The organism is Allofournierella sp. (genome assembly GCF_048388525.1).
In the GTDB taxonomy this organism is placed as follows: domain Bacteria; phylum Bacillota; class Clostridia; order Oscillospirales; family Ruminococcaceae; genus BQOK01.
Window position 1 is genome coordinate 1 of record NZ_DBGCTQ010000069.1, and the last position, 21,305, is coordinate 21,305.

Annotated in this window: 23 protein-coding genes and 3 tRNA genes; 12 read left to right on the plus strand and 14 right to left on the minus strand. The window is 58.5% G+C overall.

The genetic code is table 11. The features are described from left to right. From ACMLHZ_RS09005 to ACMLHZ_RS09025, 5 genes are all read left to right on the plus strand, one after another. The coding region (locus ACMLHZ_RS09005) for a class I tRNA ligase family protein (RefSeq protein ID WP_418667412.1) at positions 1-1,078 on the plus strand (1,078 nt) is incomplete at its 5' end. A gap of 179 nt (positions 1,079-1,257) precedes the next feature. Next, on the plus strand, positions 1,258-2,802 hold the full coding sequence (locus ACMLHZ_RS09010) for an ABC transporter ATP-binding protein (RefSeq protein ID WP_418667413.1): 1,545 nt from the start codon (positions 1,258-1,260) through the stop codon (positions 2,800-2,802). After that, positions 2,795-3,904: an ABC transporter permease gene (locus ACMLHZ_RS09015; protein WP_418667414.1), complete on the plus strand. Its 1,110-nt coding sequence runs from the start codon at positions 2,795-2,797 to the stop codon at positions 3,902-3,904. The genes ACMLHZ_RS09010 and ACMLHZ_RS09015 overlap by 8 nt, the downstream gene beginning before the upstream one ends. Next, a complete protein-coding gene (locus ACMLHZ_RS09020) occupies positions 3,901-4,890 on the plus strand; it encodes an ABC transporter permease (RefSeq protein WP_418667415.1) in 990 nt (329 codons plus the stop codon). The genes ACMLHZ_RS09015 and ACMLHZ_RS09020 overlap by 4 nt, the downstream gene beginning before the upstream one ends. 79 nt (positions 4,891-4,969) lie before the next feature. Continuing rightward, positions 4,970-6,292 carry a pyrimidine-nucleoside phosphorylase gene (locus tag ACMLHZ_RS09025; protein WP_418667416.1) on the plus strand — a complete coding sequence of 441 codons (1,323 nt, stop codon included), beginning with the start codon at positions 4,970-4,972 and terminating at the stop codon, positions 6,290-6,292. Positions 6,293-6,477: 185 nt separating this feature from the next. On the opposite strand, the gene ACMLHZ_RS09030 is transcribed toward ACMLHZ_RS09025, so the two are convergent. Next, complete coding sequence (locus ACMLHZ_RS09030) at positions 6,478-7,332, minus strand: MerR family transcriptional regulator (RefSeq protein ID WP_418667417.1); 855 nt, start codon at positions 7,330-7,332, stop codon at positions 6,478-6,480. A gap of 83 nt (positions 7,333-7,415) precedes the next feature. Between ACMLHZ_RS09030 and ACMLHZ_RS09035 the strand changes: the two genes are divergently transcribed. After that, positions 7,416-8,771, plus strand: a complete 1,356-nt coding sequence (locus tag ACMLHZ_RS09035) for an MATE family efflux transporter (protein WP_418667418.1) — start codon at positions 7,416-7,418, stop codon at positions 8,769-8,771. Positions 8,772-8,899: 128 nt separating this feature from the next. Further along, positions 8,900-10,822 carry a molecular chaperone HtpG gene (htpG, locus tag ACMLHZ_RS09040; protein WP_418667419.1) on the plus strand — a complete coding sequence of 641 codons (1,923 nt, stop codon included), beginning with the start codon at positions 8,900-8,902 and terminating at the stop codon, positions 10,820-10,822. A gap of 98 nt (positions 10,823-10,920) precedes the next feature. On the opposite strand, the gene ACMLHZ_RS09045 is transcribed toward htpG, so the two are convergent. The 10 genes from ACMLHZ_RS09045 to ACMLHZ_RS09090 all read right to left on the minus strand — a co-directional run bounded on the left by ACMLHZ_RS09045 (position 10,921) and on the right by ACMLHZ_RS09090 (position 17,371). Next, the gene (locus ACMLHZ_RS09045) at positions 10,921-11,142 is read right to left on the minus strand and encodes a hypothetical protein (RefSeq protein WP_418667420.1); all 222 of its coding nucleotides are present in this window, start codon (positions 11,140-11,142) and stop codon (positions 10,921-10,923) included. After that, complete coding sequence (locus tag ACMLHZ_RS09050) at positions 11,139-11,330, minus strand: DUF6440 family protein (RefSeq protein ID WP_418667421.1); 192 nt, start codon at positions 11,328-11,330, stop codon at positions 11,139-11,141. The genes ACMLHZ_RS09045 and ACMLHZ_RS09050 overlap by 4 nt, the downstream gene beginning before the upstream one ends. A 14-nt stretch (positions 11,331-11,344) precedes the next feature. Beyond that, positions 11,345-11,992 carry an ABC-2 transporter permease gene (locus tag ACMLHZ_RS09055; RefSeq protein WP_418667422.1) on the minus strand — a complete coding sequence of 216 codons (648 nt, stop codon included), beginning with the start codon at positions 11,990-11,992 and terminating at the stop codon, positions 11,345-11,347. Beyond that, positions 11,989-12,843, minus strand: coding sequence for an ABC transporter ATP-binding protein (locus ACMLHZ_RS09060; protein ID WP_418667423.1), 855 nt, complete (start codon positions 12,841-12,843; stop codon positions 11,989-11,991). The genes ACMLHZ_RS09055 and ACMLHZ_RS09060 overlap by 4 nt, the downstream gene beginning before the upstream one ends. Before the next feature lie 5 nt (positions 12,844-12,848). After that, on the minus strand, positions 12,849-13,223 hold the full coding sequence (locus ACMLHZ_RS09065; RefSeq protein WP_177561624.1) for a GntR family transcriptional regulator: 375 nt from the start codon (positions 13,221-13,223) through the stop codon (positions 12,849-12,851). 176 nt (positions 13,224-13,399) lie between these two features. Next, entirely contained in the window at positions 13,400-14,773 is a 1,374-nt protein-coding gene (locus ACMLHZ_RS09070; RefSeq protein WP_418667424.1) for an aldehyde dehydrogenase, read from the minus strand. 6 nt (positions 14,774-14,779) lie between these two features. Further along, a complete protein-coding gene (locus tag ACMLHZ_RS09075) occupies positions 14,780-15,964 on the minus strand; it encodes an iron-containing alcohol dehydrogenase (protein ID WP_418667425.1) in 1,185 nt (394 codons plus the stop codon). Between the two features lie 16 nt (positions 15,965-15,980). Further along, positions 15,981-16,478, minus strand: coding sequence for a hypothetical protein (locus ACMLHZ_RS09080; protein ID WP_418667426.1), 498 nt, complete (start codon positions 16,476-16,478; stop codon positions 15,981-15,983). Between the two features lie 199 nt (positions 16,479-16,677). After that, positions 16,678-17,055, minus strand: coding sequence for a hypothetical protein (locus ACMLHZ_RS09085; protein WP_418667427.1), 378 nt, complete (start codon positions 17,053-17,055; stop codon positions 16,678-16,680). 103 nt (positions 17,056-17,158) lie between these two features. Then, positions 17,159-17,371: a helix-turn-helix domain-containing protein gene (locus ACMLHZ_RS09090; protein WP_418667428.1), complete on the minus strand. Its 213-nt coding sequence runs from the start codon at positions 17,369-17,371 to the stop codon at positions 17,159-17,161. 272 nt (positions 17,372-17,643) lie between these two features. On the opposite strand from ACMLHZ_RS09090, the gene ACMLHZ_RS09095 reads away from it, so the two are divergent. Then, complete coding sequence (locus ACMLHZ_RS09095; protein WP_418667429.1) at positions 17,644-17,979, plus strand: hypothetical protein; 336 nt, start codon at positions 17,644-17,646, stop codon at positions 17,977-17,979. Positions 17,980-18,072: 93 nt separating this feature from the next. Here ACMLHZ_RS09095 and ACMLHZ_RS09100 read toward each other — a convergent pair. Next, positions 18,073-18,148: transfer RNA gene (locus ACMLHZ_RS09100), tRNA-Trp, on the minus strand. Positions 18,149-18,328: 180 nt separating this feature from the next. On the opposite strand from ACMLHZ_RS09100, the gene ACMLHZ_RS09105 reads away from it, so the two are divergent. The 3 genes from ACMLHZ_RS09105 to ACMLHZ_RS09115 all read left to right on the plus strand — a co-directional run bounded on the left by ACMLHZ_RS09105 (position 18,329) and on the right by ACMLHZ_RS09115 (position 19,199). Continuing rightward, a tRNA-Asp gene (locus ACMLHZ_RS09105) sits at positions 18,329-18,405 on the plus strand. A 1-nt stretch (position 18,406) separates the two neighbouring features. Continuing rightward, a tRNA-Thr gene (locus tag ACMLHZ_RS09110) sits at positions 18,407-18,482 on the plus strand. Between the two features lie 186 nt (positions 18,483-18,668). Next, complete coding sequence (locus ACMLHZ_RS09115) at positions 18,669-19,199, plus strand: hypothetical protein (protein ID WP_418667430.1); 531 nt, start codon at positions 18,669-18,671, stop codon at positions 19,197-19,199. Positions 19,200-19,274: 75 nt separating this feature from the next. On the opposite strand, the gene ACMLHZ_RS09120 is transcribed toward ACMLHZ_RS09115, so the two are convergent. Then, positions 19,275-19,463: a hypothetical protein gene (locus ACMLHZ_RS09120; RefSeq protein ID WP_418667431.1), complete on the minus strand. Its 189-nt coding sequence runs from the start codon at positions 19,461-19,463 to the stop codon at positions 19,275-19,277. A 224-nt stretch (positions 19,464-19,687) separates the two neighbouring features. Here ACMLHZ_RS09120 and coaD point away from each other — a divergent pair, with 224 nt between their 5' ends. Further along, positions 19,688-20,212 carry a pantetheine-phosphate adenylyltransferase gene (gene coaD, locus ACMLHZ_RS09125; protein ID WP_418667432.1) on the plus strand — a complete coding sequence of 175 codons (525 nt, stop codon included), beginning with the start codon at positions 19,688-19,690 and terminating at the stop codon, positions 20,210-20,212. Positions 20,213-20,317: 105 nt separating this feature from the next. Here coaD and mnmA read toward each other — a convergent pair. Further along, the coding region (mnmA, locus tag ACMLHZ_RS09130; RefSeq protein ID WP_418667433.1) for a tRNA 2-thiouridine(34) synthase MnmA at positions 20,318-21,305 on the minus strand (988 nt) is incomplete at its 5' end.

A 21,305-nucleotide genomic window follows, 5' to 3' on the forward strand; every position in this document is an offset into this window, starting at 1 on the left:
GGATGCCCAGGGGCGCAAAATGTCGAAAAGCCTGGGCAACGGCATCGACCCGCTGGAGGTCATTGCACAGTACGGCGCGGACGCACTGCGCCTGACCCTGATTTTGGGATCCACCCCGGGCAACGATACCCGCTTTTCGGAGGAAAAGATCAAGGCGAGCCGCAACTTTGCAAATAAACTCTGGAACGCGGCCCGGTTTGTGATGATGAACCTGCCGGGCGATTTTGCGCCCGGCCTGCCCCGGGCGGACCGGCTGGATCTGAGCGACAAATGGGTGCTCTCGACCCTGAACCACCTGGCGGCGGCTGTGACCGAACATCTGGAAAAATTTGAGCTGGGCCTGGCCGCCCAGAAGGTGCAGGACTTCATCTGGGAGGTGTACTGCGACTGGTACATCGAGATCGCCAAGGTGCGGCTGAACGCCGCCGACCCGGCCGAGGCCGACGCCGCGCGCAGGGTGCTGGTGTATGTGCTGAGCCAGGCGCTGAAGCTGCTGCACCCCTTTATGCCTTTTATCACCGAGGAGATCTACCGGGCGCTGCCCGGCGCGGGCGAGAGCATTATGGCAGAGCAATGGCCGATGTTCTGCAAAGAACTGGATTTTGCCGCGGACGAGGCCGACTTTGAAAAGCTGATGGACTACATCAAGGCCGTGCGGAACCTGCGTGCCGAGATGGGAGTTCACCCGGCAAAACGCACCAGTATGGTCATTGAGACCGCCGAGACCGCCGCCTTTGGCCGCGGCGGCGATTATCTGGCAAAGTTTGCCTTTGCCACCGATGTGACCCTGACGGAAAAATACGAGGGCCCCACCGCCGGCATGGCGCAGGCCATCACCCACAACGCGCGGGGCTTTATCCCCATGATGGAGCTGATCGACCGGGAAAAAGAGCTGGCGCGCCTGGAAAAGGAGCGGGCGAACGCCGAAAAAGAGATCGCACAGTTTGGCCGCCAGCTGGAAAACCAGGGCTTTGTGAGCAAGGCGCCGGCCCAGGTGGTGGAGGAGATCCGCCAAAAGCTGGCGCGGGCAAAAGAAAAGCTGGCACGGGTGGAGCAGTCCATCCAGGGGCTGGGGTAAGGCCCCGCAGCCCGAAACCCAAGGCTTTGCGCGCGGGGCGCTCCGTGGTTTGGAGCGCCCCGCTTTTTTGAGCGGTTTTGCCATTTTTTATCGCCTTTACTTGCTTTTTAGCAGGGAAAAAAGCTATAATGTATGGTAAGAAAGCCGCGGCTTTGTGGCGAAAAAAGGAGGAGGAGCCAATGAGTGAGTATGTCATTGAGATGCTGAACATCACCAAGGAGTTCCCGGGCATCAAGGCGAATGACAACATCACTTTGCAGCTGAAAAAAGGCGAGGTGCACGCGCTGCTGGGCGAGAACGGCGCGGGCAAATCGACCCTGATGAGCGTGCTGTTTGGGCTGTACCAGCCCGAGGCGGGCGTCATCAAAAAAGACGGCGTGGAGGTAAAGATCAAAAACCCCAACGACGCCAACGCTCTGCACATTGGCATGGTGCACCAGCACTTCAAGCTGGTGGAAGTGTTTTCGGTGCTGGACAATATCATTCTGGGGGTGGAGCCCGGCAAGGGGGGCTTTATCCAAAAGGACGAGGCCCGCAAAAAGGTGGTGGCCCTGAGCGAAAAATACGGCCTGCGGGTGGACCCGGACGCCATGGTGGAAGACATCAGCGTGGGCATGCAGCAGCGGGTGGAGATATTGAAAATGCTCTACCGCGACAACGAGATATTGATCTTCGACGAGCCCACCGCCGTGCTGACCCCGCAGGAGATCGACGAGCTGATGGAGATCATGCGGGGGTTCACCAAAGAGGGCAAGAGCATCCTTTTTATCACCCACAAGCTGAACGAGATTATGGCGGTGGCCGACCGCTGCACCGTGCTGCGCAAGGGCAAATGCATTGGCACCGTGGAGATCAAGGATACCACCAAAGAGGAGCTCTCGCACATGATGGTGGGGCGCGACGTGGATTTTGCGGTGGAAAAGCAGCCTGCAAAGCCCGGCAAGACCGTGCTGAAGGTGCGGGATATGGTGGTGCCCAGCAAGATGCACAAGAACAACGCGGTCAAGGGCATTTCGCTGGAAGTGAGGGCGGGCGAGATCGTGTGCATCGCCGGTATCGAGGGCAACGGCCAGACCGAGTTTGTATATGGGCTGACGGGGCTTGAAAAAATCACCGGCGGCAGCCTGGAGCTGGAGGGGCACGACATCAGCCGCGCCACGATCCGCGAGCGCTCAAAGCTGGGTATGAGCCACATCCCCGAGGACCGGCACAAGCACGGCCTGGTGCTGGACTACACCCTGGCCGACAATATGGTGCTGCAGCGCTACTGGCAGCCGGAATTTCAGAACAGGGGGTTCATCAAAAAAGGCGAGGTGGTCAAATACGCCCAAAAGCTGATCGACCAGTACGATGTGCGCAGCGGCCAGGGCCCGGCGACGGTGGCGCGCAGCATGTCCGGCGGCAACCAGCAAAAGGCCATCGTTGCCCGCGAGATCGACAAGGACCCCGAGCTGCTGGTGGCGGTGCAGCCGACCCGCGGCCTGGACGTGGGGGCCATCGAGTACATCCACAAGCAATTGGTCGCCGAGCGCGACCGGGGCAAGGCTGTGCTACTGGTGAGCCTGGAGCTGGACGAAGTGATGAACCTTTCGGACCGCATCCTGGTGATGTACGAGGGCGAGATCGTGGGCGAGCTGGATCCCAAACAGACCACCGTGCAGGAGCTGGGCCTTTATATGGCCGGCGCAAAACGCAACACAAAGGGGGGCGCTGCAAATGAATAAGCTCAAAAAAGCAGTGCAGAGCCAGGCCTTCAACAGCTTTTTGGCCAGCCTGATCTCGATCGTGGTGGGCCTTGCGTTCGGGTTTGTGCTGCTGCTGATCCTGAAGGCGCCCGCGGCGTTGCAGGGGATGAAGGCCATGCTCACCACCGGTTTTTCCAGCCCGGACCGCATTGCCAAGGTGCTGTACCAGGCGGCCCCGCTGCTGATGTGCGGCCTTTCGGTGGGCTTTGCGTTCAAGACCGGCCTGTTCAACATCGGCGCGCCGGGCCAGTATACCATGGGCGCGTTCTTTGCCATCATGTGCGCGACCCAGTTCCAGATGCCCTGGTGGGCCTGCCTGATCGCCTCGATGCTGGGGGGGGCCATCTGGGGCCTGTTCCCGGGCCTGTTCAAGGCGCTGTTCAATGTGAACGAGGTGATCACCAGCATCATGTTCAACTGGATCGGCATGTATCTGGTGAACCTGATCTTTGCGAACACACCCAAGGCTTTGGCAAACTTTTGGGGCGCCACCAACAGCGACCGCACGGCGGATCTGAACAAGGCGAACCCCGGCGCCCTGATCCCGAAGCTCGGGCTGGACGAGGCGTTCAACTCCCCTTACATGAACATCAGCATTTTCATTGCCGTGGGGCTTGCCATTGTGATGTTCATCGTGCTGCAGAAGACCACGTTTGGGTATGAGCTGAAGGCCTGCGGCATGAACAAGAACGCCAGCCGGTACGCGGGCATCAACGCCAACCGCAACATCGTGCTTTCCATGGTGATCGCGGGCGCGCTTTCCGGCATCGGCGGCGGCCTTTACTACCTGGCCGGCACCGGCCAGTACGTGCTGGAAAAAGTGCTGCTGACCCGCGGATTCGACGGCATCCCCGTGGCGCTGCTGGCGAACTCGCACCCGCTGGGCACCATTCTGAGCTCGCTGTTCATCAGCTATTTGAGCGTGGGCGGCAGCGCCATGCAGCCGAACTTCTCCAGCGAGACCACCAACATCATCATCGCGGTCATTATTTACCTGGCCGCGTTCAGCCTGCTCATGCGCACCATGCTGGCAAAGCTTTCGATGCGCCGCAAGGAAAAAGAAGAGGAGGCGAAACAATGATCACCTTAGCCAACGTTCTCAGCTGCACTATCGTGTTTGCGGTGCCGCTTCTTCTGGTGGCGCTGGGAGGCATGTTCAGTGAGCGCTCGGGCGTGATCAACATTGCGCTGGAAGGTATTATGGTGATCGGCGCACTGGCAGCCTGCTTTACCCTGCGGGCGCTGGATATGAGCGGCTTCGGCCCCGCGCACCCGCAGCTCGGCGTGTTCATCGCGGTGCTGGTGGCGGGTTTGTGCGGCATGCTGTATTCGGTGTTCCTGGCCTTTGCCGCCATCAACCTGAAGGCGGATCAGACCATCGGCGGCACCGCGCTGAACCAATTTGCGCCGGCGTTCGCCATTGTGGTGACCTGGGCCATCCAGGGCCAGGGCCAGACCCAGATCATGATCCCCACATGGGTGCGCATCACCCGCTCGACCTTTGGCCTGGGCGACGCGGATCCCAGCTTTTGGAACAACCTGATCTTCAAGTATTTTTACCTGACCACCCCCATTGCCATCGTGCTTCTGGTGGGCGCGTGGGTGCTGCTGTTCAAGACCAAGTTCGGCCTGCGGCTGCGGGCCTGCGGCGAGCACCCCCAGGCGGCCGACTCGGTGGGCATCAATGTGTATAAGATGCGCTATGCGGGCGTGATGATCGGCGGGATCTTTGGGGGGATCGGCGGCTTTGCCTACACCCTGGCCGCGGGCAGCACCTTTGCCTCCAGCGTGGCGGGCTACGGCTTCCTGGCGCTGGCGGTGATGATCTTCGGCAACTGGAACCCCTGGACCATTTTGGGCGGCTCGTTCTTCTTTGCCCTGTTCAAGGTCATTGCCTCCTACAGCTCCAGCATCCCGTTTTTGCCCAGTTTCGAGGGGGTCAAATCCGCCAGCAACATCTACCAGATGCTGCCTTATATCGTTACCATGATCGTGCTGATTTTTACCAGCAAAAAGAGCCGCGCGCCCAAGGCCGAGGGTATTCCCTACGACAAGGGCTCGCGCTGACCGGCAGTTTGAAAACCATTGCAGGCGGCCCCCGGGCGACCGGGGGCTGCCGCATCTTTTGCCAAAGGAGGCAGGCCCTATGCGCATGTATGACATCATTGCAAAAAAGCGGGACGGCGGCACCCTTGACCGGGAAGAACTGGAATTCGCGGTAAACGGCTTTGTAAAGGGTGATGTGCCTGATTACCAGATGAGCGCTTTGCTGATGGCCATTTATTTAAAAGGCATGACCGACGCTGAAACCGCGCAGCTTACCCAGATCATGGCCCATTCGGGCGACATGGTGGACCTGTCGGCCATTGAGGGGGTAAAGGCGGACAAACACTCCACCGGCGGTGTGGGCGACAAAACCACCCTGGTGATCGCGCCCATCGTGGCGGCCTGCGGGGTCAAGATCGCCAAGATGAGCGGCCGGGGCCTGGGGCACACGGGCGGCACGGTGGACAAGATGGAGGCCGTGCCCGGCACTGAAACGAGCCTGGACCGCCAGCGCTTTTTTGACCAGGTGAACCGGATCGGGATCAGCGTGATCGGCCAGAGCGGGAACCTTGCCCCGGCGGACAAAAAAATGTACGCTTTGCGGGACGTGACGGCCACCATCGGCTGCGTGCCGCTGATTGCAAGCTCCATTATGAGCAAAAAGCTGGCCGCCGGGTCCGACTGCATTCTGCTGGACGTGAAGACCGGCAACGGCGCTTTCATGAAAACCCTGGAAGGCTCCATTGAGCTGGCCCAGGCCATGGTGAACATCGGCTGGCACAACGGCCGGAAGGTGGCCGCCCTGATCACAGATATGGACACCCCCCTTGGCCATAACATTGGCAACAGCCTGGAGGTCATTGAATCGGTGCAGGTGCTGAAGGGCGAAGGCCCCGCCGACCTGACCGAGGTGTGCTACCAGCTGGCCGCCAACATGCTGCACCTGGCGGGCAAGGGCGGATTGGAGGAGTGCCGCCGCCTGGCCGAGCAGGCTGTGGCCAGCGGCGCCGCTTACAAGAAGCTGAAGGAGATGTTCGCCGCGCAGGGCGGCGACGTGACCGTGCTGGACGACCCCGGCAAATTCGAAAAAGCGCGCTTCAGCCGCGAAGTTTTGGCCCGGACCAGCGGCTGGCTGACGGCCACCGACACCGAGAAGATCGGCTCGTCCAGTGTGGTGCTGGGGGCCGGGCGCATGAAAAAAGAGGATGGCATTGATTTTGAAGCCGGGATCGTGCTGCACAAAAAAGCGGGGGACAGGGTGGAAAAGGGCGAGGCAATCGCCACCTTTTACACCGAGCACGAGGAAAAGCTGGATCCCGCTGAAGCCATGTTCCGGGAGGCGCTCACCTTTGGCGATGCGCCGCAGGCTCTGCCGCCGCTGGTGCTGGCGCGGGTGACAAAGGCCGGTGTGGAGCGGTTCTGAACGCCATTGATCGGTTGATAAAAATGCGCGGCCCGGGAAATACCCCGGGCCGCGCATTTTTGGGATCAAAGGCCGGGCAGAGCCTGTATCACCAAGGCCCCGCAACCGGAAGACAGCTAAAAAACAGGAACAGAAGCGTTGGAGCGCAGGGATTGCACCGGGGCAAGGCGCCCCGCCATAAAGATTCAACCACGGGCGCTGCGGGGACCCCCCCGCTTTTCGATCTGGATTGAGATCTGCACCACGTATTCCTGCTCGGAGCCGCTGGCAAGGTAGGTGATGAGGTCAAATACGTACGCGTTGCCGCACACCGCATAGCCCTGCCGCCCCACATAGGCCAAGAGTGCGTGATAAGGCTCATTGAAGGCTTCCAAAGGGCCCTTGTGCACGATGGTGGCGTAGAGGCCGGCCGGTTTTTCCAGCAGCGGCCCGCCTGAAAAGCCCGGCGGAACCCGGCTGAAAAAGTAGCTTTCCAGGCTGCTGCCGGCCAGAACGTCCTCCTTTAAAATGACCGAACCCAGGGGGAAGCGGTCGGTGAGCCGGTACTTTTCGCACAGGGCCAGGTGTTCGCTCACCCGGGCGGCCACACCGTCGGTGTGTTCGCCCTCGCCCTTTTTCAGCCCCACCACCAGCAATTGCTCGGCCTGCTGCAGCTCTGCCCGGGGCACATCGTAGGTTTCGGCCAAGGCGCGGCGGGTGGTGGCGGCCACGTGGGCGAGCATTTGTTCCATGCGGGCCAGCTGTTCCAGCCGGGCGCGGATTCCAGCCTGCTTTTCCTCCAGAAGAAGCAGAAAATGCGCGGAGTCGTAGTGCTGGCGGTACCATTTGATCTCTTCCAGGGTGCTGCCCGCCTGCTGCAGCACCCGAATGAGATCAAAATCGAACAGCTGGGCCGAGGTGTACCTTCGATAGCCGTTTGAGCCCACGTTGCGGGGTTTTAACAGACCGATGTGGTCATAATGAAACAGGGTGTCCTTTGTGGTGCCGCAAAGCGCGGCAAATTGGCCGGTGGTAAACAGGCTACCGAAAGGTTCACTCATTCTTCACAATTCCCCCTCTTGACTATGGTGTTACACCATAGTTTATCATACCCTGTGCAATCATTCAACTGGAGGAGATAACAATGGAAGCCCAGCAGCAGCATGACCGCATGTTCGGCATGCTTTCCCCTACAAAACTGTTTTTTAAGTGCGCGTTGCCCAGCATGGTGAGTATGGGCGTGACTTCGCTGTACACCATTGCCGACGGTGTGTTTGTGGGCCGGTTCATCGGCTCCGAGGCGTTGGCGGCGGTAAACCTGGTCATGCCCCTGATCATGGTCAGCTTTGCGCTCTCCGACATGATCGCCGTGGGCTCCTCGGTGCAGATCGCCATCCGCCTGGGGCAGGGCAACGGCGAGGGAGCCAGCCGGGTGTTCAGCTTTGCCTGCAAGACCATTTTGGCGCTTTCGGTGGTCATGGGGCTGAGCGGCTTCTTTTTGGCGCCGGGGCTGGTAGGCCTGCTGGGGGCTGAAGGGCAGGTGGCGGCCATGGCGGTGGAGTATATGCGGGTGTACGCGGTGTTTGCCCCCCTGATCATGTGCTTTTTTGCGGTGGATAATTACCTGCGCATCTGCGGCAGGGTAAAATACAGCATGTTTATGAACGTGATCATCAGCCTGGCGAACATTGTGCTGGACGCGCTGCTGATCGTGGGGCTGGGCGGCGGCATCGGCGCGGCGGCCCTGGCCTCCTGCATTTGCCTGGCGGCCGGCTCGGTGATCTGCTTTTGGCCCTTTTTTGCCAAAAAACTGCCGCTGCGGTTTGTGCGGGGTGGGGTGCCGGCGAGGGTTATGGCAAATATTATGGCAAACGGAAGCTCGGAGTTTTTCAGCAATATTTCCAGCTCGGTGTGCATGGTGCTGTTCAACGCGGTGCTGATGCGCATTGAGGGGTACCGGGCCGTGGCGGCATTCAGCATTGTGATGTATGTGGACAGCGTGGTGAAATCGGTGCTGTTCGGCATGGGGGACGCCTTACAGCCCGCCCTGAGCTACAACTATGGCGCAGGGCAGCCGGGCCGGGTGCTCGCCCTGGAGCGCAGGGTGCAGTTGGCCGGCTTTGTGATCAGCTTTGCCATGATGGTGTGGATGTTAGCCGGCGGCAGGGGATTGATCACCCTGTTTTCGCCCCCCGGAGACGCCGCGCTGCTGGCAATGAGCCTGCGGGCAATGCGGCTGTTTGCGCTGTCGTACCTTGTGAGCTGGTGCGCCATTGTGTCCAGCAGCTTTTTTACCGCGCTGGACCGGCCGCTGTTTTCGCTGGTGCAGTCTACCTGCGCCACCCTGCTGTTCCCGCTGATGGGGCTGGCGGCTTTGCCCGCGGCGCTGGGGCTGGACGGCGTATGGCTCACAGGCCTGTTTGGCGGGGTGCTTTCGGCGCTGCTGGCGGCGGTTTTGCTGTGGCGTACCATGCGGCGGCTGAAGCGCCGGGCGGCTTAATTTTGAACTTTTTGTAAAGACACTTGCATTTCCCGCGAAAATAGTATATATTTAATTAGCACTCTAAAGTTTAGAGTGCTAATTTTCATCTTGAATATATTTTCAATAAAAAAGGGGAGCGTTCAAACATGGCAGTGAAACAGTTTAAGGCCGAGAGCAAAAAGCTGCTGGACCTGATGATCAACAGCATTTATTCCAACAAGGAGATTTTTTTGCGCGAGCTCATCAGCAATGCCAGCGACGCCATTGATAAGCTGTATTTCAAAAGCCTGACCGACCATTCCGTGACCACCAAAAAAGAGGACTACAAAATCTTTTTGGCGCTGGACAAGGACAGCCGGACCATCACCCTTACCGACAACGGAATCGGCATGACCAAGGAAGAACTGGAAAAGAACCTGGGCACCATTGCCCGCAGCGGCAGCTTTGATTTCAAGGCCGAAAACAAGGCCGAGGACATTGACATCATCGGCCAGTTCGGCGTGGGCTTTTATTCCGCCTTTATGGTGGCCAGCCGCGTGACCGTGATCAGCCGGGCCTTTAGCAGCGAGGAGGCCTGGAAGTGGGAGTCGAAGGGCGCCGAGGGCTACACGATCACCGAGACGGAAAAAGCTGAGCCCGGTACCCAGATCATCCTGGTGGTAAAAGAGAGCACCGAAAAAGAGAATTACGACGAATTTTTGGATGAGTACAACCTGGTGCGCATCGTGAAAAAGTATTCCGATTATGTGCGCTACCCGATCGAGATGTACCGCGAAAAGAGCCGCCAGAAGGAAAAACCGGCGGACGCAGGCGAGGATTACGAGCCGGAGTACGAGAGCTATACCGAGCTGGAAACCCTGAACAGCATGGTGCCCCTGTGGAAGCGGGCAAAAAAGGACGTTGCGGACGAGGAATACAACCAGTTCTACAAGGATAAATTCTACGATTACACCGACCCCGCACGGGTGATCGTGAGCCGCACCGAGGGTACTGCCACCTACAACGCGCTGCTTTTTGTGCCTGGCCGCGCGCCTTACAATTATTACACCCGCGAGTATGAAAAGGGTTTGCAGCTGTATGCCTCCGGCGTGCTGATTATGGAAAAATGCGCCGACCTGCTGCCCGATTATTTCAGCTTTGTAAAAGGCGTGGTGGACAGCCAGGACCTGAGCCTGAACATCAGCCGCGAGATGCTGCAGCAGGATGGGCAGCTTAAGCTGATCCGGGGCAGCCTGGAGAAGAAGATCAAGAACGAGCTGAACGCCATGAAGAACAATGAGCGGGAAAAGTACGACGAGTTCTTCAAAAACTTCGGCCGCCAGCTTAAATTTGGCTGCTATGCCGATTACGGAATGAACACCGAGCTGCTGAAGGACCTGCTGCTGTTCTACAGCGCCAAGGAGAAAAAGCTCATCACCCTGGCCGAGTACGTGGAAAAGATGCCCGAAGAGCAGAAGTATATCTACTATGCCGCGGGCGAATCGGCTGACCGGCTGGCAAAGCTGCCCGCCGCCGAGCTTGTGCTGGAAAAAGGCTTTGACCTGCTGCTGCTCACCGAGGATGTGGACGAATTCTGCCTGCAGGTGCTGCGCCATTACGGCGAGAAGGACAAGGAAAAGGAATTCAAGAACATCTCCGGCGGGGAGCTGGGCCTGGAGACCGAGGAGGAAAAGAAGGCGGCCCAGGAGGCCGGCGAGGCCAGCAAGCCCCTGTTTGACGCCATGAAGGAGGCCCTGGGCGACAAGGTGACCGATGTGCGCATTTCGACCCGGCTCAAGAGCCACCCGGTGTGCATTTCCAGCGAGGGGCCGCTGTCGCTGGAAATGGAAAAGGTGCTGGGCAGCATGCCCGGCGCAGAGGGGGAAATGGCGCCCAAGAGCCAGAAGGTGCTGGAATTGAACGGCGAGCACCCGGTATTCGCCAAGCTGAAAGCATTGCAGGAGGCGGGCGACAAGGAGACCCTGGGCAGATACGCCGATATCCTGTACAACCAGGCGCTGCTGATCGAGGGCCTGCCCATTGAGGATCCGGTGGCCTACGCCCAGGCCGTGTGCGAGCTGATGAAGTAAAGCCCCTGAAAACAGAGAGAACTGCGCCCCCGAAACAGCGGAAACGCTTTTTCGGGGGCGCAGCTTATTTGTTGGGGAAAATAGGGGAAACGGGGGAATCAGCCGAAATGGCGCTCGATCTCGGTCAGCTCGCCTGGATGCTCGACCCAGTTTTCCACATAGCCGCAGGCACAGCACACATACCGGATAACCGGGATCTTGCCCGCAAGGGTCATGGTGGAGGTGTAGATATTGTTGCCGCTGGAATAGCGCAGCGCGCGGTCCGGCACACGAACCACCCGTTTTGCCCCGCATTTGGGGCAGGCAGCGGTGTTTTTCATTGCGCTTGCCCCCTCTGGGCGGGCGGCGTGACGATGGGCTTGCCGGACGCATCCAGCAGCGGGGTGAGCCCGCCGGTGTAGCCGAACTTTGCCAGAAGATAATGAACGCCTGTTTCCCGGTCGCGCAGTACGAACAGCCCCCGGGCCCCGCCCTGGGAATATACGATCTCGAAGCGGCGATCACTCATGATTATAGGCCTCCTTAGCACTCTTTTTTGTTGTAGATGGCCACGCTGATGAGCCAGCAGACCACATATACCGCCAAAGCGGCGGCGGCCAGCAGGCATACGGCGGGGAATGGGTTTTCGTCGACCCAGGCCAGAGCGGCCAGCGGCGTTTCGCCGCTCAGGCTGCCGGTGCTGCCCAGGAACATGATGATGCCGCCAAAGGCCGCGATGGCCAGCAGCATGCCGGTGCGGGCCTTTTCCACCCCGAATTTGTACACGAAGGGCATCATGAGCCCAAAATAGAGCAGCACGAACAGGTTCACGATCAAAGCAGTGAAGATGTTTTCGGAAACAGGGGTCCCGGTGCGCCACTGGAGGAAGGGGGCCATAAGGACGCTGTAGCCAAGGCCCGCCAGGGTGCAAAGCAGCAGCAGTACAAATTTTTCGCCCACCAGCAGGGATTTCGTCAGGGGCAGGGTGGCGGCGTAAAAATCCCAGTTGCTGGTTTTATCCACACTCAAAAGCCCCACCACGTAGAAGCCGAACATCCAGCCCAGGATGTTGAGGAAAAAGGTCATTTCCAGCGCGAGGCCCAGCGCGGTATACAGCACCAGCACCAGGGCCAGGTTTTTGGCATAGATGTGTTTCAAAATATAAATATCTTTTAAAAGCAGGCCTTTCATCTGTTTTCCCTCCCGGCGTAAAACTGCATGATATCCTCGATGCTGGCTTTATCCACCACCGCGCTGCGCAGCCACAGGCCTGCTTCCGCGCGGTCCTTGACCAGCGCCTCCAGCGCGAAGGCACCCTTGCGCTGTGCCACCACAAGCCCGGCGGGCAGGCGGGAGAGCTCGTCGGGGCTGCAGCGCACCACACCATATTGCTCCAGCAGGCGGTCCTTGTCCATCTGGAACAGAACCTTGCCATGTTGGATGTACACGATGGAGTCGGCGATCTTTTCCAGATCGCTGGTGATATGGCTGCTGATGAGCACGCTGTGGGCTTCGTCCTGGATGTAGTCCCGCAGCATATCCAGGATCTCGCCCCGCATGACCGGGTCCAGGCCGCTGGTGGCCTCGTCGAGAATCAGCAGGCGGGGCCGGGGCGCCAGCGCCGCGGCCAGCCGCAGCTTCATGCGCATGCCGCGGCTCATATCCTTGATGATCTTTTTGGGGGGCAGGTCGAAGCGGGCCAGAAGCTCGGCATAATGCTGTTTGTCAAAGCCGGGGCGCATGCCGGCAAGGCTTTTGCCCACCTGCACAGGGGTCATGGTCTCGTAAAAAAACGCGTCCTCGAACACGATGCCGATCTGGGCGCGCACCGCTTTGTCCTGCGCGGTGCCGCCCAGCACCTCCACCTCGCCCCCGTCGATGCGGATGGCGCCCAGGATGGCTTTCAGGGTGGTGGTTTTGCCCGCGCCGTTTTCGCCCACAAAGCCCACGATGGACCCGGTGGGCACGTTCAGCGTTACGTTCTGCAGGCTGAAGTCCTTATAATTTTTGCACAGCCCGTGCACCTGAATGGCATATTCCATGGTCGTCAGTCTCCCTCATAGAGTAAAGTGAGTGTTTCAAATACCTCGCCCCGGCTCACACAGCCAAGCTCTGCCGCTTCCACCGCCTTTTGCAGGTGGGCCTCCACGGCCTTGAGCGCTTCCTCGTGATGCAGGGCCGGGTTTTGAGGTGCCACAAAGCACCCCTTGCCCGGCACGGTGTTGATGAAGCCCGCCTGTTCAAGATCCTCATAGGCCCGCTTGGTGGTGATGACGCTGATGCGCAGCTCCTTTGCCAGAAAGCGGATGCTGGGCAGGGGATCCCCCTCGCGCAGGGCCCCGGAAATGATCGCGGCTTTTATCTGGTCGGTGATTTGCTCGTAGATGGGTTTGGGACTGGAATTGCTGATGTAGATCTCCATCAGGTGTTCCTCGCTTTGTTGGATTTCATCAGACTGTACATATCTGATATATACAGTATATACACGGTATACACAGTTGTCAATAGGCAGACAGGATTTTTTAGAATATTTTTTTGCACATAAAAAACCAGCCTGCACCTTGGCTTGGCGCAGGCCGGTTTAAAGGGGGGAAACCATTATTTTAAGAACATCCGCAGCAGCTTTTCGTTGCCCCTTTTGTAGGGCATGTAGCGCATGGGAAGATCCAGCCAGCAAGCTTTCTTCACCATGCTTTTTTCGTGGCTGAAGGCCATAAAGCTGCGCTTGCCGTGGTAGTTGCCCATGCCGCTGGAGCCAACGCCCCCAAACCCCATGTTGTGGGTGGCAAGGTGGATGATGGTGTCGTTCACGCAACCGCCGCCAAAGCTGCACCGCCCCAGCACCGCCTGCTCCACCGCCTTGTCGCGGGTGAAGAGATAGAGCGCCAGTGGCTTTTCGCGCTCGTTTACAAAGGTGATGGCCTGGCGGATGTTGTCGAACCCGATCACGGGCAGGATCGGGCCGAAGATCTCCTCCTGCATGGGCTTGCAGGAGACGCTTCCCTCCACCAGGGTGGGCTCGATCCATCCCGACACCTCGTCGGCCCGGCTGCCGCCGCCGCAGAGAAGGGGCTCGCCCTCCAAAAGGCCCAGAAGCCGCTCAAAGTGCTTGCGGTTGACGATGCGCACATAGTCCGGGTTTTCCAGGGGCGCCTCGCCCAGCATGGCGCGGAACTGCTTTTTCAATTCCTCCACCAGCGCGGCCTTTACTGTGTTCTGCACCAGCAGATAATCCGGCGCGACGCAGGTCTGCCCCGCGTTCAGCAGCTTGCCGAAGGCAATACGCCGGGCGGCCAGGGGAATGTCGGCGCTCTCGTCCACAATGATGGGGCTTTTGCCGCCCAATTCCAGCAGAACGGGGGTCAGGTGGACGCTGGCCTTTTCCATGACCAGGCGGCCCACCGCCATGCCGCCGGTGAAGAAGATGCGGTCGAACCGCTGGTCCAGCAGGGAGGCGTTCTCTTTGCGGCCGCCCTCGATTACCGTGACCCAGGCGGGGTCGAACACCTTTGCCAGCAAGATGGCCATGGCATGGCTGGTGGCGGGGGCGTAGGCGCTGGGCTTTAACACCACACAGTTGCCCGCGGCCACCGCGCCGATGAGCGGGTCGATGCTGAGCAGGAACGGGTAGTTCCAGGGCGCCATGATGAGCGCCGTGCCGTAGGGCTCCTTTATAATAAAGCTGCGGCTGGGGAACTGGGCCAGGGGAGTGCCCACCCGCTCGGGCTTGGCCCAGCCCTTTAAATGTTTGATGGCATAACCCAGTTCATCCAGCACCATGCCGATTTCGGCCATATACGCCTCGAAACCACATTTGTTCAGGTCCTGTTTCAGGGCGGCTTTCAGCTCGTTTTCCTCGGCCAGGATCTGTGCTTTCAGGGCTTTCAGGGCGCTGCACCGCACTTCCACGGGTAGGGTGGCGCCGGTGCGGAAATACTCCCGCTGCTTTTGAACGATCTCGTGTATCTCCATGTACGCTCACCATACCCTTTCCAAAAGTTCCAGCACGTTTTTAAGGTCCGCCTGCCGCGGGTTTACGATCATGGCGCCGTCGTTCAGCGCGCGCTGTGCCACCGCCTCAAAGTCTTCTCTGCGCACCTTGCCGGTGGCCGAGAGGGTCATGGGCAGGCCGCAGGCCTCGTTCAGGGCGGCCTGCAAAGCGCGCACCCGGCAAATGGCGGTTTTGGCCCGCTGCGGGGCGGGGGTGGAGGCATATTCGGTGGGGCCTGCCAGGGGCAGCAGAAGCTCACCGTAGCGCGCCTCGCATTTTTCCAGGTTGTATTCCATCACGGTGGGCAGCAGGATGTTCATGGCGTCGCCATGGGCCAGGCGGCACACACCCCCCAGCGCGTGGCCGATGGCGTGCACCAGCCCCACCATGCTGTTGGAAAACGCCGCGCCGGCCAGCAGGCTGGCGTTTGCCATGGCGAGCCGGGCGGCCCTGTCGCCGCCCTTTTCCACCGCGCGCATCAAGTTGGAGGACACAAGGCCGATGGCCTTTTCAGCAAAGGCGTCGCTCACAGGGTTGCGCTGCAGGCAGCTGGCGGCCTCGATGGCGTGGCACAGGGTGTCCATACCGGTGCTGGCGGTGATGCGGGGCGGCAGGGTGGCGGTCATACGGGGGTCAAGAACGGCCGCATCGGGCAATAAGTAATAGCTGATGAATTCCATCTTCACATGGGCGGCGGGGTTTGCCACCACCGCCACCAGGGTGGCCTCGCTGCCGGTGCCCGAGGTGGTGGGAACCGCGACAAAGGGGGCCTGCTCGCCCCGGGGCAGCACCTCGCAGCCGGCATTCTGCAAAAGATCGCCCGAGCCCTGGGCCAGCACCATGCGCACACCCTTGGCTGTGTCGATCACACTGCCGCCGCCCACGGCCACAAGGCCGTCGCAGCCGGTTTCGCGGTAAAGGGCCGCGATCTCGTTCACAACCAAAATAGAGGAATCGGCGGGGATGCGGCAGAATTCGGCGGCAAAAGCGCCGCCGCCTTGGGCAACCGCGCCCTTTACCAGGTCCACCGCGCCAGCTTTTACCAGCCCTTCGTCGCTGAGCAGCAGGGGCCTGCGGCTGCCCAGGCCTTCCAGTTCGTGGGGGATGTGCTCCAGCGCGCCGTCGCCCGAAAGAATTTTACCGGGCAGCTGAAATTCATAATATTCCGGCATGAAAAGCGCCTCCTTTCTATCGCCCAAGCAGCGCCGCGCCGTAGACCCGCAGGCTGCTCACCTGTTTTTGCGGAACCTCTTTTAAAATGCGCTTTGCCCAGAAAGAAGGGAAGAGGTACCCCTCGGCCAGATCCACACAGCGCACGAAGCTCATGGCATCGCCCACGTTGCCCCGCAGGCAGAACCGGTGTTGGGCATAGGCGCCCGCAACGCCCATCTGCCCGGTGAACACATAAAAAGCGTCCCGGATGCTTTTAAACCGAATGAGAAGGTCCGGCTGGGGGCAGGCTTTCAGCCGCGTAAGGCCGCGCCCGGTACGGCTTGCATACAGGCTGGGCCCGCCGGGCATGACAAGCCCCAGGATCCAGCCCTCGGGCCAGCCGGCCACCTCGGCTTTTACCCGGCTGTCCAGCCGGGAGAGCGCTTTCAGCGCCCGAAACAGGAAAAACAACACGACCCGGCAGACCAGCGCCTGCATGCCGGCCGCCAGGCGGTAACGGGCTTTGGGTCTCATATATGTCACCTCGCTTAAAGCTTTTAAGTTCAAACCGAATGCGATTTTAGCACAGGCCGTTTTAAAAAGCAATACTGTTTTGAAGTTCAAATTAGAACTTCAAATTTTTTAAATATACCTCCCGGAGCGGGCGGATGAAAAGGTATATTTTTAACAAGAACGTTCCCCCCGCCGGGCTGCGCCGCGGCGGGGGGAACGTTTATTTGCCTCGCACACGGAGCAGGGCCATTTTTAGTTTGCCGTAACCGTTTTTGGGGTCGGCGTCCAGTTCCTTTTCCAGCTGCCATTTGGGGCGTTTGCCGTCGAAATAAAGGGTGGAACCCTCAACGCCGGTGAGGGCCTGAGGCAGCGCCTGGGGGTCGGCGGCAGGGTCGAGGGGCAGGGTATAGGAGAGCGCGCCCTCCGGGCTTATCGTGGCCCAGGCGCCAAACACAAAGCAGGCGCCCTCGCCATAGCAAAAGCGTTCGAACCGAACCTTGCCGTCGCGGTAAAAGGTAATGCAGTCGCGGAATTTGTTCAGGTATTCCTTTTCGTACCGCCGGCCGCACTTGGGGCCGGCAAGCTGCTGTGGCTGCATGGGCGGCACCCCCTTTACACTTATTATAGTACCAGTATAGCACCAAGGAGACAAAAAGAAAAGCCGATCCGCTGAATTGCTTCAAACCGCAGCTGCTTTATTTCTATACTTTTTTCCCTGTTTCTCTGTCTGTAAAAACAGCTTCATAATCATAGTTCAGTATATCGGCTATCTGCTTTAAATCTTTTTCAGAAAAATTGTCACGCTTCATTTTATCGCTCATGGTTGAAACGCTTTTATTCAGACGCTTTGATAATTCCGTGAGCGTCATTTCACGTTCTATTAAAAGGATTTTTATTTTCTTTGCAGCAGACAAATCATCACCTCGTTTTTTATTATTATACGTTTATCCACGAACTTTTTACAATAAAAACTAATATAGTTTGAAAAAATACAAATAAAAGCATTGAAGAAATTTGATTTTAAGCGTATGATTACGCTTAAATAAGAATAATTTTGTATTAAAAACGAAATTCAAAGAATGTAAACTTTTTGTGAACAGGAGGGCGCGAGTGGAAATCTGAGCGATTTGTTGTAAAGGGCAAGGACCGCCCATCGAGTTTAAAGTAAAATGGAGGTACTGTGATAATGATTATAAGGCAGATAAAAGAAAACCATTGGCAGCACGTTTATAGACAGATCACAACCTACGGCAGGACCTCGCCTATGTGTTTACAGCTTGATATTGATGTGAACTGCAACGGCGTGGATTACGTTTTGAGGGTGCAGCCGGAGAAGGATAGAAAAATAGTGGCTTTGCAGGCCATGGGGGTCTACCCGGACGGCGAAGGAGAAGGCGGAAGGGAATATCACCTGATAGAAAATAATGCAATGCTTTCCGCCCTTCTTGAGATCATAGTCTATCAGGGGGCGGCGAAACGGAGAACGGAAGATGTATCTCTTCGCACCGAAGCGGCCCGGTAAAGAGGACACAGACGGAAACCATTCTCGCCCACCTGGAACAAAGCAAAAATCCCACAAAGCCTTGTACATCAAAGCTTTGTGGGATCTTTGTTTTGGCAGGGGCAGAAGGATTTGAACCCTCGGCACGCGGTTTTGGAGACCGCTGCTCTACCAACTGAGCTATACCCCTATTTATATACGAACGCACATACAACCGCACATACGATCAATGGTGCTTTATTACTATACAAAATGCGCGCCCAAAAGTCAAGCCCCAGGGCCGAAAAAAATCGGCCGAAAACCGGCGCAAAAAAAGTGTTGACATTTGCCACACCATCCAGTATAATAACAAACGTCGCCGATGCGATGTGGCCCGGTAGTTCAGTTGGTTAGAACGCTAGCCTGTCACGCTAGAGGTCGTGAGTTCGAGCCTCATCCGGGTCGCCATGCTGCTATAGCTCAGTCGGTAGAGCGCATCCTTGGTAAGGATGAGGTCTCCAGTTCAAATCTGGATAGCAGCTCCACAAAAGCCCTTGCAGATCTTGTGTCTGCAAGGGCTTTTTGCAATCCCAAAAGACGACCTTGATTCAATAAAGCTGCCCAATAATGAAGCAAAGGCAGAGGATGGAAGGGAATACAATCATTTCGACAAAAAGTATGGATTTTCGTCGTTTTTTATGGTATACTTTGAGCCAAAGGAGGTAATTGAAATGAAAAGATGGAGCGCAATTCTGATGTGTGCGGCGTTGGTGTGCCTGATCTTGGTGGGATGTGGGGCCAGCCCAAAAGGCGGGCTTCCGTATTTCCCGCACAGCGATACCTTCCGTTTGGACGCCAGCATGAAAGATATTATAGAGGCAGAAAACCTCACCTTGCGGGAATCGGAGTATTTTGACAACGCGTATGTACGCTCTGACCCTGTAACGATTAACAAGTATAGCTTTGACGCGCAGTATTTTGCAAATTCTGACGATACATGCACCTGTATTTATTCTCAAAGCCGAAAGGACAAACCTTTCACGGAAGAGTACAAAGCGTTTGTAGAGTATTTTACGGGGCTTTACGGGGATGATTACATTGTCGATCTGGACAACCCCAATACTGATATTTATAGTGAATATGAAACAACAAAATGGAGCTTTACCAGTAAGGATGAGGTGAAGTATGCGGTGTGGGTGCAAATCACCCAGGGAAAGATGACCGGAAACTATGATTTCAGCATACTTGCAGGCAAGGAGTAAAAGAAAGGGCGCATCGACTTGATGCGCTCTTTCTTTTGTCCGCAATTCCATTTACAAGAGAGTGGCAGGTGAGGTCTATTGTTCTGCACCGCGGCTACGCTTTAAATGTTCGCTGATCATTTTCAGCTCGCCCAGCGACGAGATGCTCATGCCGCTTTCGACGATCATCATCTGCACGGTGCCGGGCAGTTTGGCCCATTCTTCGCGCAGGGCGGTATCGTTTTCCAGGATCTCGTTCAAATCGGGGTAGTGGCTTTGTTCCATATCCAAGCCCTCCTTTTTTGCTATTGTTCCCTTGCAGGGCAGAAAATATGCCCCCAAAGCGGGCAGGGGTTTGACAAGCCGCAGAAGGGAATTTATACTTAAAAAGCGAAAGAACGGCACAGAAAGCACGGGCGCAGGCAGAATGCGCCGCTGCCCCATGCACGGTTCAGGACCCTGCCGGGAGGCTTTGCCCGGCGGGCGGTTCACAAAAAGGAGAGGTGTTTATGCCAAAGCGCATCGCGATCTGCCCCGGCAGCTTCGACCCCATCACCAAGGGCCACCTGGACATCATCCGGCGGGCCGCGGGCCTGTTCGACGAGGTCGTGGTGCTGATTATGGTGAATTACACCAAGGCGGCCACCGCGTTTACCGCGGAGGAGCGGGTGGATATGGCGCGCCGGGTGACCCGGGGCATCCCCAACGTGAGGGTGGATTTTTACGCGGGGCTGTTGGCCGACTATGCCCGCGAGGCGGGCGCCTGCACGCTGGTGAAAGGCCTGCGGGCGGTGACCGACTTTGAGTATGAGTTCCAGATGGCGCTGACCAATAAAAAGCTCTACCCCAAGCTGGAAACGCTGTTTTTGACCACCGACATTCAGCACATGTATCTTTCCAGCTCGGTGGTGCGGCAGGTGGCGAGCTTTGGGGGCGACATTTCTGAATTTGTGTGCCCGGAGGTGCTGCAGGACATCGTGGCCCGGCTTGCGCCCGGGCCGCCGGGCCCCGTGCGGCGGGAGCCCCAGACCTGAAAAGAATGGCCGCCCCGAGGCAAAGCGCTTTATAAGGACAGATGAAAATCGGCGGTGTGCGCCCCATTTCCGTGGGGCGCACACCGCCGATTTTGAAATTATAGCTTAAAACAGGCTTTCCCGGATAAGCCCGCCGCCCAGGATCACGTCATCCTGGTAGAATACCGCGCTCTGGCCCGGGGCGGGGGCGCGGGCGGGCTGGGCAAACCGCACGGTGGCCTCGCCGTCAAAACGGCAGGGCACCGGCTCGGCGGCGCTGCGCACCTTGACCAGATATTCGCCCGCGGGAAGGGGCGCGCCGGTGGGCGTGCAGATGTTTTGCAGGGTCATGCCGCTGAAAAATTCCTCGCCGGCCCAGCCCAGCACCACATCGCCGTTTTCGCGGATGGCCTTTACAAAGGCGGGCCTGCCCAGTGCAATGCCCAGCCCCTTGCGCTGGCCCAGGGTGTAGCGGAGCACCCCTTGATGAGGCCCCAGGTCCTGCCCGTCCGGGCCGATGAACCGCCCGGGCTTGCCCGCCATGCCGCGGCTTTCGATGAAGGCGGCGTGATCGCCCTCCGGGATAAAGCAGATCTCCATGCTGTCCGGGCTGTCGGCACAGGGCAGGCCTAAGGCGCGGGCCAGCTCCCGGATGTCCTCTTTTTCAAATTCGCCCAGCGGAAGGCACAGCCGGGCCAGGATGCTCTGGCCCAGGCGGTAGAGCATATAGCTCTGGTCGCGGGCGGCGCTGGCCGCGCGGCAGACGTGGTACTCGCCGGGGGCGGTTTCCTGGACCCGGGCATAGTGGCCGGTGGCGATAAAGCGGACGCCCAGCTCGTCCGCTTTTTGGGCCAGCAGCCGGAATTTGACCGCGGGGTTGCACAGCACGCAGGGGTTCGGGGTCCGGCCCGCGCAGTAGGCGGCGCAGAAGGGCTGCACAACCTCCCGCTCGAACTCGGCGCCCGCCTCGATGACCACCAGCGGGATGCCCAGCGCCCCGGCGGCCTTTTGGGCCTCGGCCACCGCCCTGTCGTGGGCGGGGGAAAAGCGGATCACCGCGCCGGTGACCGCAAATCCCTGGTCTTTCAGAATATGCACACAGACGGCACTGTCG

What these genes read in the sequence shown, in the direction of transcription:
- ACMLHZ_RS09010 (WP_418667413.1), top strand. Translation starts at nt 1,258, where the DNA reads ATGAGTGAGTATGTCATTGAGATGCTGAACATCACCAAGGAGTTCCCG.
- ACMLHZ_RS09015 (WP_418667414.1), top strand. Translation starts at nt 2,795, where the DNA reads ATGAATAAGCTCAAAAAAGCAGTGCAGAGCCAGGCCTTCAACAGCTTT.
- ACMLHZ_RS09020 (WP_418667415.1), top strand. Translation starts at nt 3,901, where the DNA reads ATGATCACCTTAGCCAACGTTCTCAGCTGCACTATCGTGTTTGCGGTG.
- ACMLHZ_RS09025 (WP_418667416.1), top strand. Translation starts at nt 4,970, where the DNA reads ATGCGCATGTATGACATCATTGCAAAAAAGCGGGACGGCGGCACCCTT.
- ACMLHZ_RS09030 (WP_418667417.1), bottom strand. Translation starts at nt 7,332, where the DNA reads ATGAGTGAACCTTTCGGTAGCCTGTTTACCACCGGCCAATTTGCCGCG.
- ACMLHZ_RS09035 (WP_418667418.1), top strand. Translation starts at nt 7,416, where the DNA reads ATGGAAGCCCAGCAGCAGCATGACCGCATGTTCGGCATGCTTTCCCCT.
- htpG (WP_418667419.1), top strand. Translation starts at nt 8,900, where the DNA reads ATGGCAGTGAAACAGTTTAAGGCCGAGAGCAAAAAGCTGCTGGACCTG.
- ACMLHZ_RS09045 (WP_418667420.1), bottom strand. Translation starts at nt 11,142, where the DNA reads ATGAAAAACACCGCTGCCTGCCCCAAATGCGGGGCAAAACGGGTGGTT.
- ACMLHZ_RS09050 (WP_418667421.1), bottom strand. Translation starts at nt 11,330, where the DNA reads ATGAGTGATCGCCGCTTCGAGATCGTATATTCCCAGGGCGGGGCCCGG.
- ACMLHZ_RS09055 (WP_418667422.1), bottom strand. Translation starts at nt 11,992, where the DNA reads ATGAAAGGCCTGCTTTTAAAAGATATTTATATTTTGAAACACATCTAT.
- ACMLHZ_RS09060 (WP_418667423.1), bottom strand. Translation starts at nt 12,843, where the DNA reads ATGGAATATGCCATTCAGGTGCACGGGCTGTGCAAAAATTATAAGGAC.
- ACMLHZ_RS09065 (WP_177561624.1), bottom strand. Translation starts at nt 13,223, where the DNA reads ATGGAGATCTACATCAGCAATTCCAGTCCCAAACCCATCTACGAGCAA.
- ACMLHZ_RS09070 (WP_418667424.1), bottom strand. Translation starts at nt 14,773, where the DNA reads ATGGAGATACACGAGATCGTTCAAAAGCAGCGGGAGTATTTCCGCACC.
- ACMLHZ_RS09075 (WP_418667425.1), bottom strand. Translation starts at nt 15,964, where the DNA reads ATGCCGGAATATTATGAATTTCAGCTGCCCGGTAAAATTCTTTCGGGC.
- ACMLHZ_RS09080 (WP_418667426.1), bottom strand. Translation starts at nt 16,478, where the DNA reads ATGAGACCCAAAGCCCGTTACCGCCTGGCGGCCGGCATGCAGGCGCTG.
- ACMLHZ_RS09085 (WP_418667427.1), bottom strand. Translation starts at nt 17,055, where the DNA reads ATGCAGCCACAGCAGCTTGCCGGCCCCAAGTGCGGCCGGCGGTACGAA.
- ACMLHZ_RS09095 (WP_418667429.1), top strand. Translation starts at nt 17,644, where the DNA reads ATGATTATAAGGCAGATAAAAGAAAACCATTGGCAGCACGTTTATAGA.
- ACMLHZ_RS09115 (WP_418667430.1), top strand. Translation starts at nt 18,669, where the DNA reads ATGAAAAGATGGAGCGCAATTCTGATGTGTGCGGCGTTGGTGTGCCTG.
- ACMLHZ_RS09120 (WP_418667431.1), bottom strand. Translation starts at nt 19,463, where the DNA reads ATGGAACAAAGCCACTACCCCGATTTGAACGAGATCCTGGAAAACGAT.
- coaD (WP_418667432.1), top strand. Translation starts at nt 19,688, where the DNA reads ATGCCAAAGCGCATCGCGATCTGCCCCGGCAGCTTCGACCCCATCACC.